11 protein-coding genes and 1 pseudogene are annotated in these 12,844 nt (G+C 63.4%); 5 read left to right on the top strand and 7 right to left on the bottom strand.

Annotated elements, in window-relative coordinates; translation table 11 throughout:
- The 6 genes from ACFW0H_RS29810 to ACFW0H_RS29785 all read right to left on the bottom strand — a co-directional run.
- Positions 1–1,690: FAD-dependent oxidoreductase (locus tag ACFW0H_RS29810; protein WP_422917431.1), on the bottom strand; the 1,690-nt coding region annotated here is incomplete at its 3' end.
- On the bottom strand, positions 1,687–1,989 hold the full coding sequence (locus ACFW0H_RS29805; RefSeq protein WP_422917430.1) for a sarcosine oxidase subunit delta: 303 nt from the start codon (positions 1,987–1,989) through the stop codon (positions 1,687–1,689). The genes ACFW0H_RS29805 and ACFW0H_RS29810, both read right to left, overlap by 4 nt.
- Before the next feature lie 11 nt (positions 1,990–2,000).
- Positions 2,001–3,242 (bottom strand): FAD-dependent oxidoreductase, encoded by a 1,242-nt coding sequence (locus ACFW0H_RS29800; RefSeq protein ID WP_422917429.1) that lies wholly within the window; start codon positions 3,240–3,242, stop codon positions 2,001–2,003.
- Complete coding sequence (gene folD / locus ACFW0H_RS29795; RefSeq protein ID WP_422917428.1) at positions 3,224–4,147, bottom strand: bifunctional methylenetetrahydrofolate dehydrogenase/methenyltetrahydrofolate cyclohydrolase FolD; 924 nt, start codon at positions 4,145–4,147, stop codon at positions 3,224–3,226. Before folD ends, ACFW0H_RS29800 begins: the two co-directional genes overlap by 19 nt.
- Positions 4,144–5,010, bottom strand: a complete 867-nt coding sequence (gene purU, locus ACFW0H_RS29790; protein WP_422917427.1) for a formyltetrahydrofolate deformylase — start codon at positions 5,008–5,010, stop codon at positions 4,144–4,146. The genes folD and purU overlap by 4 nt, the downstream gene beginning before the upstream one ends.
- 400 nt (positions 5,011–5,410) lie before the next feature.
- Entirely contained in the window at positions 5,411–6,004 is a 594-nt protein-coding gene (locus ACFW0H_RS29785; protein WP_422917426.1) for a helix-turn-helix domain-containing protein, read from the bottom strand.
- A 353-nt stretch (positions 6,005–6,357) separates the two neighbouring features.
- Between ACFW0H_RS29785 and glnT the strand changes: the two genes are divergently transcribed.
- From glnT to ACFW0H_RS29760, 5 genes and pseudogenes are all read left to right on the top strand, one after another.
- Positions 6,358–7,692 carry a type III glutamate--ammonia ligase gene (gene glnT / locus ACFW0H_RS29780; RefSeq protein WP_422917425.1) on the top strand — a complete coding sequence of 445 codons (1,335 nt, stop codon included), beginning with the start codon at positions 6,358–6,360 and terminating at the stop codon, positions 7,690–7,692.
- Positions 7,693–7,731: 39 nt separating this feature from the next.
- Positions 7,732–8,631 (top strand): class II glutamine amidotransferase, encoded by a 900-nt coding sequence (locus ACFW0H_RS29775; protein ID WP_422917424.1) that lies wholly within the window; start codon positions 7,732–7,734, stop codon positions 8,629–8,631.
- Between the two features lie 11 nt (positions 8,632–8,642).
- The gene (locus tag ACFW0H_RS29770; RefSeq protein WP_422917423.1) at positions 8,643–9,317 is read left to right on the top strand and encodes a GltB/FmdC/FwdC-like GXGXG domain-containing protein; all 675 of its coding nucleotides are present in this window, start codon (positions 8,643–8,645) and stop codon (positions 9,315–9,317) included.
- A 20-nt stretch (positions 9,318–9,337) separates the two neighbouring features.
- Positions 9,338–10,660: an FMN-binding glutamate synthase family protein gene (locus ACFW0H_RS29765; RefSeq protein WP_273627680.1), complete on the top strand. Its 1,323-nt coding sequence runs from the start codon at positions 9,338–9,340 to the stop codon at positions 10,658–10,660.
- Positions 10,661–10,842: 182 nt separating this feature from the next.
- Positions 10,843–12,165, top strand: a pseudogene (locus ACFW0H_RS29760) (ammonium transporter).
- A 121-nt stretch (positions 12,166–12,286) separates the two neighbouring features.
- Here the strand turns inward: ACFW0H_RS29760 and ACFW0H_RS29755 are convergent.
- Positions 12,287–12,844 (bottom strand): flavin reductase family protein (locus ACFW0H_RS29755; protein ID WP_422917422.1); only part of this gene is annotated, 558 nt, incomplete at its 5' end.

Genomic DNA, 12,844 nt, shown 5'->3' with positions numbered 1-12,844 from the left:
CGGTTTCGCTGATGCTGCGGCGGGTGGCCTGGGCGACCAGGCGTGCGGTGGGCAGCGCCGAGTGGCGGCCCTGGGACGGGCCCATACCGACGGTGGAGAAGCGCTTCACCAGTTGCACGTCGCGGTAGCCGATACGGGTGGCGTTGACGATGTCGCGCACCTGCAGGTCTTCGTCGAAGTCGACGAAATCCTTGCCTTTAGGATGGGGGAAGATCGGCCAGTCGAAGTTGACCCGTGTCTCGCGGATGAAGGCTGCTTCACCGATACTGGCGTTCAATCCCAGCGCTGCAGCGGCACGTGAGGCGACACGCGCGCCATCCAGCAGCACGTTGTCCAGGTTGTGACGACCGCTCACCGAGCCGGCGATGACGAGGCTCTCTGGCAGGCCACTGATGGCGAACTCGGCGCGTTGCTCGTCGTAAGCCAGCTTGCCACCCGCCTGGCAGAGCAACTGGTAGACCGGCATGTAGCCAGCGGACATGCACAGCAGGTCGCAAGAGAGCTGAAGACCCCGGTCACCCACCTGACCCTGGGCGGTGATGCGGCGGATGTCTACACCGCTGACATGGCGCATGCCTTTCTCATGCAGCGCTTCATAGACGGTGCTGCCCAGGTGGCAAGGAATGCCCTGCCTTTCCACGGCAGTCTGGAGGGTTGCGTCAGCCGGCTGCTGGCGCATGTCCACCAGGGCCGCGACTTGAACGCCCTGCTCGGCGAGGTCGAGGGCAGCGAGGTAGCCGTCGTCGTTGCCGGTGAGCACCACGGCGCGTTTACCGGGTTTCACGGCATACAATTTCATCAGGCGCTGGGCAGCGCTGGCGAGCATGACGCCGGGCAGGTCGTTGTTGCGGAACACCACCGGCTGGTCGAAGGAACCGGCGCTGACGATGCACTGCTTCGCGCGCACCTTGTACATGCGGCGACCCTGAATGACCGGCAGATAGTTCTCGGTGAACCAGGCATTGCAGGTGGCTTCCTTCAGCACCTGGATATTGGCGTGGCCTTCCACTGCAGCGACCAGTTCGCGGCGCAGGCTATCGGCGCGACGGCCTTCCACGTCGAAGCGTGCGTAGGTCAGCGAGCCGCCGAGTACCGGCTGCTGCTCGACCAGCAGTACCTTGGCGCCGGCATTGGCAGCAGTGAGTGCGGCGGAGAGGCCGGCAGGGCCGGCGCCGATGATGGCGACGTCGACGAATAGGTACGCCTTGTCGTAGTACTGCGGCTTGAACTTCAGGTCGAGTACGCCGAGACCGGCCTTCTTGCGAATCAGCGGCTCCCATACCTTCCACATGCCCTTGGGCTTGTAGAAGGAACGGTAGTAGAAACCTACCGGCATAAACTTCGAAAACTTGCCGAGGTAGGCGTCGCGGTCGTTGTTCAGCGAGCCGTTGAAGTTCTGCCCGGTGACGCTGAGACCCGGGCGAATCAGCTGGGTATCGGCCAGCACGTTGGGCTCGTCCGGCAGTTGCACCAGGGTATTGGCATCCTGCCCCGCCATGGTCAGCGGACCACGCGGGCGGTGGTACTTGAACGAGCGCGAGAGCAGCCAGCGGCCGTTGGCGAGCAGAGCACTGGCGATGCTGTCGCCAGCAAAACCCTGGTAGGCGGTGCCGTCGAAATCGAAGGCCAGTGGCTGGTCGCGGTCGATCAGCAGGCCCATGGGTGCGGGGAGGCGGCTGGGCTGGCTCATCCGACGATCTCCTGGGTGTGCGGAGCGAATTCGACCCGCTGGGTGAAGAGTTCCTTCGGGTCGAAGGTGCGAATGATCTGGTCGGTGACCGTGTGGCGTTCGGCGAGGAACCAGTAGCTGGAGGCGTTGTGCATCCACCACTCGCGCACCACGCCGGCGGCGTTGTCGCTGTTAAACACGTAGTCGGCCCATTCAGCGTCAGTGCAGGTGGCCGGATCGGGCATCTGCTTGAACTCGCCGCCGTAGGTGAATTCGCTGATGTTTCGGGGGCCGTTGAGCGGACAGTGCATGATCTTCATGGTGGTTTCCCTTAGTGACTCGCTGCCGTGGCGCCCATTTCGTTGACCTGCTGGAACGTGCTGAAACGCGCCAGGGCAAAGGGCTTGATCAGGTCCGGCACCTTGCCGCCGCTGGCCACCAGTTCGGCCATGGTCTTGCCGCAGATGGGCGTGGACTTGAAACCCCAAGTGCCCCAGCCGGCGTCGAGGTAATAGTTCTGCACTGGCGACAGGCCCATGATCGGGCTGTAGTCCGGGGTCATGTCGGTGATGCCCGCCCACTGGCGCATCAGCTTGGCGTTGGCCATGAAGGGGAACATCTCGATGGCGTGGGCCAGCAGGCTTTCCTTCAGGTCCAGGGTCGAGCGGGTGTTGTACAGCGGATAGGGGTCGGAACCGCCACCGAAGACAATCTCGCCACGGCTGGTCTGCTGCACATAGCAGTGCAGGGCGGAGGAACTCACCAGCGGGTCGAGGAAAGGCTTGAACGGCTGGGTCACCATCGCCTGCAGCGGGTAGGTGTGGATCGGCGCGCGGATGCCCGCCTTGGCTAGCATCAGCGAGCTGTGACCGGCGATGGCCTGCACCGCGCAACCGCATTTCACCGTGCCGCGATTGGTCTTCAGGGCGGTGATGCGGCCGTTTTCGATCACCAGGTCCTGCACTTCGGTGAGCTGGTGGATTTCCACCCCGCGCTTGGCCGCCTGCTTGGCGTAGCCCCAGGCCACGGCGTCGTGGCGGGCGGTGGCGCCGTCGATGTGCCAGAGGCCGGCGAGCACCGGCAGGTGGCCGGGGTCGAGGTTGAGGGTCGGTACCAGTTCGTGGATCTGCTGGCGGTCGATCATCTCGGTGCGGCCCCCGAAGTGCTTGTTCACTTCGGCGCGCTGGCGGAAGGCGCGCACCGTGGCATCCGTGTGCGCCAGGGTGAGCTGGCCGCGCTCGGAATACATGATGTTGAAGTCGAACTCGTTGGAGAGGTTCTGGAACAGCTTCACCGACTCGGCGTAGAAGCGCACGCCTTCGGAGGTGAGGTAGTTGGAACGGATCACCGCCGTGTTGCGCGCGGTGTTGCCGCCGCCGAGGTAGGACTTCTCCAGCACCGCGACATTGGTGATGCCGTGGTACTTCGAGAGGTAATAGGCGATGGCCAGGCCGTGGCCGCCGCCGCCGATGACGACCACGTCGTAGGACGGCTTGAGTTCGGTGGGCGGCGGCAGGTCTACCTCGACCGGGTATTCGGAGCTCAGGCCGTATTTCAGGAGATTGAAGGGCATGGCGCCTCCGGGAGCTGGGCAAGGGTGATGGGTGCCGGGTGCTGGAGGCGCGCCGCGGCCAGGGTGTTCTTCATCAGGAAGGCGATGGTCATGGGGCCGACGCCGCCGGGAACCGGGGTGATGGCGGCGGCCTTGGCGAGGGCGGAGTCGAAGTCGACATCACCGACGAGCTTCGAGCGGCCGCCTTCCTCGATGCGGTTGATGCCGACGTCGATCACTACCGCGCCGGGCTTCAGCCAGTCGGCATCCACCAGGCGAGGACGGCCGACGGCAGCGACGACGATGTCGGCTTGGCGGCAGAGCACGCGCAGGTTGGCGCTCTTCGAATGCACCACAGTCACCGAGCAATGGGCCTTCAGCAGCAAAGCGGCCATGGGCTTGCCGACGATATTGGAACGGCCGATCACCACTGCGTGCTTGCCGGTGAGATCGCCGCAGGTGTCCTGCAGCAGGCGCAGGCAACCGGCCGGGGTACAGGGGGTGAGCACCTCGCGGCCCTGGCTGAGGCCGCCGACGTTCTCGGCGTGGAAGCCATCGACATCCTTGAGCGGATCGATGGCCTGCAGTACGCGGGCCTCGTCGATGTGCGGCGGCAGCGGCAATTGCACGAGGATGCCGTGGACACTGTCGTCGGCGTTGAGGCTATGGATCAGCGCCAGCAGATCAGCTTCGGCGGTGTCCGTCGGGAGCTTGTGTTCCAGGGAGCGGATGCCGCATTCCTCGGCGCGCAGTACCTTGTTGCGCACGTAGACCTGGCTAGCTGGATCTTGGCCGACCAGCACCACTGCCAGGGCCGGGGCGATGCCGGCGGCTTTCATCTCGCGTACGTCCTCGGCCACTTCGGCTAGCACGCGATTAGCGGCGGCCTTGCCATCGATCAGTTTGATGGGAGCTTGAGTTTTCACCGGAAGATCACCGTGCGGTCGCCATTGAGGAAGACGCGGTGTTCCAGGTGGTACTTCACCGCCTTGGACAGGGCCACGGTTTCGGTGTCACGACCCACTGCCACCAGATCGTCAGGCAGGTAGGCGTGATCCACGCGCTGCACTTCCTGCTCGATGATCGGGCCTTCATCGAGGTCCGAGGTGACGTAGTGCGCGGTGGCGCCAATCAGCTTCACGCCGCGCTCATAGGCCTGGTGGTAGGGCTTGGCGCCCTTGAAGCCGGGGAGGAAGGAGTGGTGGATGTTGATGGCTCGGCCCGAGAGTTGCCTGCACAGGTCGTCGGAGAGGATCTGCATGTAGCGGGCGAGTACCACCAGTTCAGTCTGCGTTTCATCGACAATCTTCATCAGCGCGGCTTCCTGCTGGGCCTTGGTGTCCTTGGTGACCGGCAGGTAGATGAAGCGGATGCCCTCGCGTTCGGCCATGGCGCGCAGGTCAAGGTGGTTGGAAACGATTGCGGTGATCTGCATGTCCATCTCACCTTTCTGGTGGCGGTAGAGCAGATCGGACAGGCAGTGGTCGTACTTGCTCACCATCAGCAGCACGCGCATGGGTTGGACGGTACTGTGCAGGGTCCACTCCATGTCGAAGCGGCGGGCGACTGCGTCGAAGCCCTGCTCGACCTCTTCGATATCGCCGTCGTACTGGTCGTTGAAGCGGAATACGGCGCGCATGAAGAATCGGCCGCTGGTGTCGTCGTCGAACTGCGACATCTCGCTGATGTAGCAACCCTTGTCCGCCAGGTAGGTGGTCACCGCCGCGACGATGCCGGACGTGGCCGGGCAACTGATCTTGAGGATGTAGTGGCTGGTGGCGTGTTGCATGTCTGGTCCTCTGTTGGAATGGCGGCAGCGCATCGCAGGGCGAAAATCTTCAAGGATGAAGCGGGGTTTTATCTGTGAAGCTATTTTTACTGATGGGAATAAAAGTTTCCCTTGGCGCTTTTATAGGCGAAGTGCGAGTGCAGGTCTAGCCTGTTGGGAAATTTTTTATCGTGGCAGGAAAGTTTCGATGAGGTGCAGCAGAGGTCGAGATTTGCAGGGCAGCCGGTGGACTGAAGCCAATCCTACGGCAACCCTGCGGACTGCCTGGCGAATGAATTCGCCCCTACAGGGCACGAGTCCGGGGTAGGGCGGTGCCGGCACGGGTCACCGCTCTGTCTTCAGGATAGGGGGGAGGGCAGTATGGCCTGGCGGAATGTTGCCGTTCGGGATGCAAGCGCTCTCACTCATTCCCGTAGTTCATCACCGACAGCAATTTGATCGGCACCTGCAGCAGCTTCTCCGGCCCGTGGGGCACGTCGCCGTCGAAGGTCAGGCTATCGCCGGCTTGCATGTGGTAGAGCTGGTTGCCGTGGCGGTACACCAGTTCGCCCTCCAGCAGATGAAGGAACTCGGTGCCGGGGTGGGCGAAGGTCGGGAACTCCTCGCTGGCGTCGTCCATGCTTACCATGTAGGCCTCGAAGTTTTTCTTCGGCCCACGGGTGTGGTTTAGCAGGTGGTAGGTGTGGCCCTTCTCGGTGCCGCGGCGGACCACTTCCATGCCTTCGCCGGACTTCACCAAGATGGCGTTGCCGTCGGGTTGGTCGTACTGGCTGAACAACTTGGACATCGGCATGCCCAGCACGTCGCAGAGGCGGCTCAGGGTGTCCAAGCTGGTGGAGACCTGAGCGTTTTCGATCTTGCTCAGCATCCCCTGACTGATGCCGGCGATACGCGCCACGTCCGCCAGCTTCAGCTCCTGCGCTTGTCGCTCGCGTTTGATCTGCATGCCTAGGTACTGCTCCAGGCGGAGGCGGGGTAGGGTCTCGTTGGTCATGGGTGGCTGTCCTGCACGATTTCAGTTCATGAAATTATTTTTCGCACCAGGAAAGAACAAAACCCATCGGTCACCTCAAGCGTGAGCGACTGCTTTCCTGCAGTGAAATTCATATTCCCATATAAACAGAAGCTCGGCGCAAAACCGAGCCATTTCTCCTGACACATTCCAGATTGGCAAGCCGCTTGCATTCCTGAGGGGAAACTAAATTTCCTCAGTGGAATTCAATGACAAAGCCCGGCCGCCACCTACTCCTTCAGACGATCCGGATCCCGGTGGCAGTCGTGCGCCGCCCTCTCCTTGATCGCCTGCCATCCAACAACCGCCTTGCCCTTTTCCAGGAGTGAAGACTCATGTTGCCAACTGAAACGCAGCGCATCATCGACCAGCATGGCATCAAGTACGTGCTGGCCCAGTTCGTCGATATCCATGGCGCCGCGAAGACCAAATCCGTGCCGGTCACCGGCCTCAAGGCGGTGGCCGAAGATGGCGCCGGGTTCGCTGGCTTCGCCATCTGCGGCATGGGCATGGAGCCCCATGGACCGGACTTCATGGCCCGTGGCGACCTCTCCACGCTGATTCCCGTGCCCTGGCAGCCGGGCTATGGCCGGGTGGTGTGCATCGGCCATGTGGAAGGCAAACCCTGGGCCTACGACACCCGCTATGTGCTGCAACAACAAGTCCAGCGCCTCTCCGACAAGGGCTGGACCCTGAATACTGGTCTGGAGCCGGAATTCAGCCTGTTCCGCCGCGATGCCAGCGGCAAGCTGCAACTGGTCGACGCCACCGACAATCTCGACAAGCCCTGCTACGACTACAAGGGCCTGTCGCGCTCCCGCGAGTTCCTCGAGCGCCTGACCGAAGCGCTGCAACCGGTGGGCTTCGACATCTACCAGATCGACCACGAGGACGCGAACGGCCAGTTCGAGATCAACTACACCTACAGCGACGCCATGGAGTCGGCGGATCGCTTCACCTTCTTCCGCATGGCCGCCGGCGAGATCGCCAACGACATGGGCATGATCTGCTCCTTCATGCCCAAGCCCGATCCGAAGCGCGCCGGCAACGGCATGCACTTCCACCTGTCGATTGCCAGCGCCAGCAACAAGAACCTCTTCCACGACCCGAATGACCCCAGTGGCATGGGCCTGTCGAAACTGGCCTATCACTTCGCCGCCGGCCTACTGGCCCACGGCCCGGCCCTGTGCGCCTTCGCCGCGCCCACGGTGAACTCCTACAAGCGCCTGGTGGTGGGGCGCTCACTGTCCGGCGCCACCTGGGCACCGGCCTTCATCGCCTTCGGTGCCAACAACCGCTCGGCCATGGTGCGCGTGCCGTATGGCCGCCTGGAGTTCCGCCTGCCGGATGCCGGTTGCAACCCGTACCTGGTCAGCGCCGCGATCATCGCCGCCGGCCTCGACGGCATCGATCGCCAGTTGGAGCCGGACACTGTGTGCAACGAGAACCTCTACAACCTGAGTTTCGAAGAGATCGCCGCGCGCGGCATCAAGACGCTGCCGCAGTCGCTTAAGGAGGCCACTGACGCCCTGGAAGCCGACCCGTTGTTCCGCGAGGTGCTTGGTCCACAGATCGTCGACGAGTTTATCAAGCAGAAACGTATGGAGTGGGTGGAATACAGCCGCCACGTCTCCGACTGGGAAGTCCAGCGCTACACCGAATTTTTCTGACACCGCTTCACCCATTTACCTGCCCCAAGGAGACACGCCATGTGCGGAATCGTAGGTCTTTACCTGAAGAAGCCCGAGCTGGAAGGCCAGCTCGGCAAACTGTTCGAACCCATGCTGGAAGCCATGACCGACCGTGGTCCGGACAGCGCCGGCTTCGCCATCTACGGCGATGAAGTGGCCGACGGCTGGGTCAAGCTGACCCTGCAGGCCAAAGAGGCCGCTTTCGGTTGGAAACACCTGATGAGTGCCCTCGAAGGCCGCCTCGGCTGCTCCCTCGACTGGTTCCAGAACGCTAGCGCCGCAGTACTCAAGGTCAACTGCGAGGAAGAGCGTGTGCGTGCCGCCCTCGCTGATCTCGCCCCCGACGTGCGCATCATGAGCGCCGGCCAAAGCATCGAAATCCTCAAGGGCATGGGCCTGCCGAAAGAAATTTCCGAGCGCTTTGGCCTCGGCAAGATGAAGGGCAGCCACATCATCGGCCACACCCGCATGGCCACCGAAAGCGCGGTGACCATGGAAGGCAGCCACCCGTTCTCCACCGGCGCCGACCTCTGCCTGGTGCACAACGGCTCGCTGTCCAACCACTCACGCCTGCGCCAGGAACTCAAGCGCGAGGGCATCACTTTCGAAACCGAGAACGACACCGAAGTCGCTGCCGGCTATCTGACCTGGCGCCTACAACAGGGCGACAGCCTGAAGGAGGCGTTGGACCACTCCCTGGAAGACCTCGACGGCTTCTTCACCTTTGCCATCGGCACCCGCAACGGCTTCGCGGTGATCCGCGACCCGATCGCCTGCAAACCGGCAATCCTTGCCGAGACCGACGACTACGTGGCCATGGCCTCGGAGTACCAGGCTCTGGCCAGCCTGCCGGGCATCGATAAAGCAAAAGTCTGGGAACCCGAACCCGCCACCATGTACATCTGGGAACGCGCCTGAGGAGCTGAACTATGAAAACCGTTGATCTTTCCACTGCCTCGGTGCGTGAACTGAACCAGGCCCTGCACGGCGACGTGCAGGATCGCGAGTGGGTGGTCGCCCACCCGGACGGCAAACACAACCTGGCTGTTGGCGTGAACCAGGCCGTGAGCATCGATATCCAGGGCCATGCCGGCTACTACTGCGCAGGCATGAACCAGAAGGCCGCCATCACAGTGCACGGCAACGTCGGCGTCGGCGTGGCCGAGAACATGATGTCCGGCTCGGTGCGGGTGAAGGGCAGTGCTTCCCAGGCCGCCGGTGCCACCGCCCACGGCGGCCTGCTGGTGATCGAAGGCGATGCCGGCGCACGTTGCGGCATCTCGATGAAGGGCGTCGACATCGTTGTCGGCGGCAGCATCGGCCACATGAGCTGCTTCATGGCCCAGGCCGGGCGTCTGGTGGTGTGCGGCGATGCCGGCGACGCTCTGGGCGATTCGCTCTACGAAACCCGCATCTACGTGAAGGGCACCGTGAAGTCCCTGGGTTCGGACTGTATCGAGAAAGAGATGCGTGCCGAGCACCTGGAAGAGCTGAAGGAACTGCTCGACCTCGCCGGTTTCAACGAAGACCCGGCCAGCTTCAAGCGCTACGGCTCGGCTCGCCAGCTGTACAACTTCAAAGTCGACAACGCTTCCGCGTACTGATCCGCAGCGAGGACAATCTTATGAGCGAAAAACACACTCCGGTGCTGCGCGAGTCCGCCACCTTCGACCGCCTGACCATCCAGGAAATCCAGCGTGCCGCCGAAACCGGCATCTATGACATCCGTGGCGGCGGCACCAAGCGCAAGCTGCCGCACTTTGACGACCTACTGCTGCTCGGCGCTTCCGTGTCCCGCTACCCGCTGGAAGGCTATCGCGAGAAGTGTGGCACCGACGTCGTGCTCGGCACCCGCTTCGCCAAAAAGCCGATCCACCTGAAGATCCCGGTGACCATCGCCGGCATGAGCTTCGGCGCGCTGTCCGCCAACGCCAAGGAAGCCCTCGGCCGTGGCGCCAGTATCGCCGGCACCAGCACCACCACCGGTGACGGCGGCATGACCCCGGAAGAGCGCGGCCAGTCGCAACACCTGGTGTATCAGTACCTGCCGTCGCGCTATGGCATGAATCCGGATGACCTGCGCAAGGCCGACGCCATCGAGATCGTCCTCGGCCAGGGCGCCAAGCCGGGCGGCGGCGGCATGCTGCTGGGCATGAAGGTGACCGAGCGCGTCGCCGGTATGCGCACCCTGCCGATCGGCGTCGACCAGCGCAGCGCCTGCCGCCATCCGGACTGGACCGGCCCGGACGACCTGGCGATCAAGATCGCCGAGCTGCGCGAGATCACCGACTGGGAAAAGCCCATCTACGTGAAGATCGGCGCCAGCCGCCCGTACTACGACGTCAAGCTGGCGGTGAAGGCCGGTGCCGACGTGATCGTCCTCGACGGCATGCAGGGCGGCACCGCGGCCACCCAGGAAGTGTTCATCGAGCATGTGGGCATCCCGATCCTCCCGGCCATTCCGCAAGCCGTGCAGGCGCTGCAGGAGATGGGCATGCATCGCAAGGTGCAACTGATCGTCTCCGGTGGCATCCGCAACGGCGCTGACGTGGCCAAGGCCATGGCACTGGGGGCCGACGCCGTCGCCATCGGCACCGCTGCCCTGGTAGCGCTGGGCGACAACCATCCGCGCCTGGATGAGGAACTGAAGAAGATCGGCTCCGCCGCCGGCTACTACGACGACTGGCAGAACGGCCGCGACCCGGCGGGCATCACCACCCAGGACCCCGAACTGTCCAAGCGCCTGGACCCGGTGGAAGCCGGCCGCCGCCTGGCCAACTATCTGCGCGTACTGGTGCTGGAAGCCCAGACTATGGCGCGGGCCTGCGGCAAGTCCCACCTGCACAACCTCGACCCCGAGGACCTGGTGGCGCTGACTGTGGAAGCCGCCGCGATGGCGCGGGTGCCGCTGGCCGGAACCAGTTGGATTCCAGGTCAGCAGTATTGAGCTGACTCAGTACGAAGGACGACGCCCTGTCCACGAAAGCGGTCAGGGCGCTTCGTCATCCCGAGAGGCCAAAGCGAGGGCCCGATACCTGAACCCGGCGCGACGCCGGTGTCCATCCTGTTTGAACCTGACTTTGGAAGCTGCCACGACAATCCCTGCTCATCCTCCTCAGGAGTCTTGCAATGGTTAATCGTGCTAAAGGAATGACTCTCTCCGGGCTCTGTGCCCTGACGCTAATTTCACCCTTGGCAATGGCAGCCGATGCGCCGCTGGACACCGGTGCCAGCGCCTGGATGATCACCGCCACCGCCCTCGTGCTGTTCATGTGCCTGCCTGGTCTCGCGCTGTTCTATGGCGGCCTGGTGCGCGCCAAGAACATGCTCTCGCTCTTTACCCAGTGCTTCGGCATCGCCGGGCTGGTGGGCGTGCTCTGGGTTATCTACGGCTATAGCCTGGTAGTGGATACCACCGGGATGGAGGCGGGGGAGGTGACCCTCAACAGCTTCGTTGGCGGCCTGTCCCGCACGATGCTTGCCGGGCTGACCCCGGACAGCCTGGTGTTGGGCATCCCCGAAGGCGTGTTCATCACCTTCCAGATGACCTTCGCGATCATCACCCCGGCGCTGATTGCCGGTGCCTTCGCCGAACGCATGAAGTTCTCTGCCGCACTGATCTTCATGGCCCTCTGGTTCACCTTCGTCTATGCGCCCCTAGCGCACATGGTCTAGGGCGGGCCGGGCGCGTTGATGCACAACTGGGGTGTGCTGGACTTCGCCGGCGGTACCGCGGTGCACATCAACGCCGGTGTGGCTGCGCTCGCCGCCTGTCTGCTGCTCGGCAAGCGCAAGGGTTATCCCGATGCGCCGATGCCGCCGCACAACCTCAGTCTGACCATGACCGGCGCAGCCATGCTCTGGGTGGGCTGGTTCGGCTTCAACGTCGGTTCCGGCGTGGGGGTCAGCGGCACCTCGGGCATCGCCATGCTCAACACCCAGCTAGGTGCCTGCGCCGGCATCCTCGGCTGGATGTTCAGCGAGTGGATCAAGGCGGGGCGTCCCAGCGCCTTGGGCCTGGCGAGCGGAGCCTTGGCTGGACTGGTGGGCATTACCCCGGCCTGCGCCTACGTTGGCCCCGGTGGCGCCCTGGCGATTGGCCTGCTGAGCGGCGTGTGCTGCTACCTCAGCGTCAATGTGCTGAAGAAGCGACTGGGTTATGACGACAGCCTGGACGTATTCGGCCTGCATGGGGTCGGCGGCATGGTCGGCGCCATCCTGACCGGCGTGTTCTGCGTGCCGGAGCTGGGTGGCTTCGTAGAGGGCAGCAGCCTGGGCGCCCAGGTCTGGGCGCAGACCAAAGGGGTGCTGGTCACCTTCGTCTACTGCTTCGTGCTGAGCTGGCTGATCCTCAAGGTCACCGACCGCCTGGTGGGCCTGCGCGCCGATGAGTCGGTGGAAGAACTCGGCCTGGACCTCGGTGAGCACAACGAGCGGGCCTACAACCACTGAGTGGATGGAGTATCGTCGGCATCTGCCAGGGATACGGCCATGGATGGCTTTTGAAAGGCGGCTGTCGAGATATTTTGCACTCGCAGCCGCCTTGTAGGACGCAATGCCATTGGCGTCAGGGTTAGAGGTCGATGACCAAGTCCGAGGTCGGCCTGCTACAGCACAGCAAGCGCAACCCTTTGTCGATCTCACGCTGGCGGATGCCACCGTTGTGCTTCATCTCGACGGTACCTTCCAGGATGGAGGTCTTGCAGGTGCCGCACACGCCTTGGCTGCAAGAGGAGGGGACCACGGCCCCGGCCTTCTTCGCTGCTGTGAGCACGGTCTGCTCTGCACTCATGGTGAACGTCTTGCCGGAACGTGCCAGGTGCACGGTGAACGTATCCTGATCCTGGCCGGGCGCAGATTCCGCTGGCACCGGCTGGACACTGACTTCGGCATTGATATCGAAGCTTTCCTGGTGGTAACGACCCAGGTCGAAGCCGCCACGCTCCAGCAAAGCCTTGGTCGCATCCATGTAACCTTTCGGGCCGCAGGTGAAGACTTCCCGCGCTTTGAAGTCGGGGATCTGCCGCTGCAATTCCTCGAGCGACAGACGTCCGACAGGCCCTGTCCAATTCGGCTCATCCCCCAGGCCCTCGCAGAAGAACAACGTGCGCAGGCGGGGCATGGAGCGCTC

The organism is Metapseudomonas cellulosilytica (assembly GCF_049334135.1).
In the GTDB taxonomy this organism is placed as follows: Bacteria; Pseudomonadota; Gammaproteobacteria; order Pseudomonadales; family Pseudomonadaceae; genus Metapseudomonas.
The sequence above is the reverse complement of the archived record's forward strand: the minus strand, read 5'-3'. Positions and strand labels throughout refer to the sequence as shown.

Excerpts from the sequence above, each read along its gene's own strand:
- ACFW0H_RS29805 (WP_422917430.1), bottom strand. The coding sequence starts at position 1,989 with ATGAAGATCATGCACTGTCCGCTCAACGGCCCCCGAAACATCAGCGAA.
- ACFW0H_RS29800 (WP_422917429.1), bottom strand. The coding sequence starts at position 3,242 with ATGCCCTTCAATCTCCTGAAATACGGCCTGAGCTCCGAATACCCGGTC.
- purU (WP_422917427.1), bottom strand. The coding sequence starts at position 5,010 with ATGCAACACGCCACCAGCCACTACATCCTCAAGATCAGTTGCCCGGCC.
- ACFW0H_RS29785 (WP_422917426.1), bottom strand. The coding sequence starts at position 6,004 with ATGACCAACGAGACCCTACCCCGCCTCCGCCTGGAGCAGTACCTAGGC.
- glnT (WP_422917425.1), top strand. The coding sequence starts at position 6,358 with ATGTTGCCAACTGAAACGCAGCGCATCATCGACCAGCATGGCATCAAG.
- ACFW0H_RS29775 (WP_422917424.1), top strand. The coding sequence starts at position 7,732 with ATGTGCGGAATCGTAGGTCTTTACCTGAAGAAGCCCGAGCTGGAAGGC.
- ACFW0H_RS29770 (WP_422917423.1), top strand. The coding sequence starts at position 8,643 with ATGAAAACCGTTGATCTTTCCACTGCCTCGGTGCGTGAACTGAACCAG.
- ACFW0H_RS29765 (WP_273627680.1), top strand. The coding sequence starts at position 9,338 with ATGAGCGAAAAACACACTCCGGTGCTGCGCGAGTCCGCCACCTTCGAC.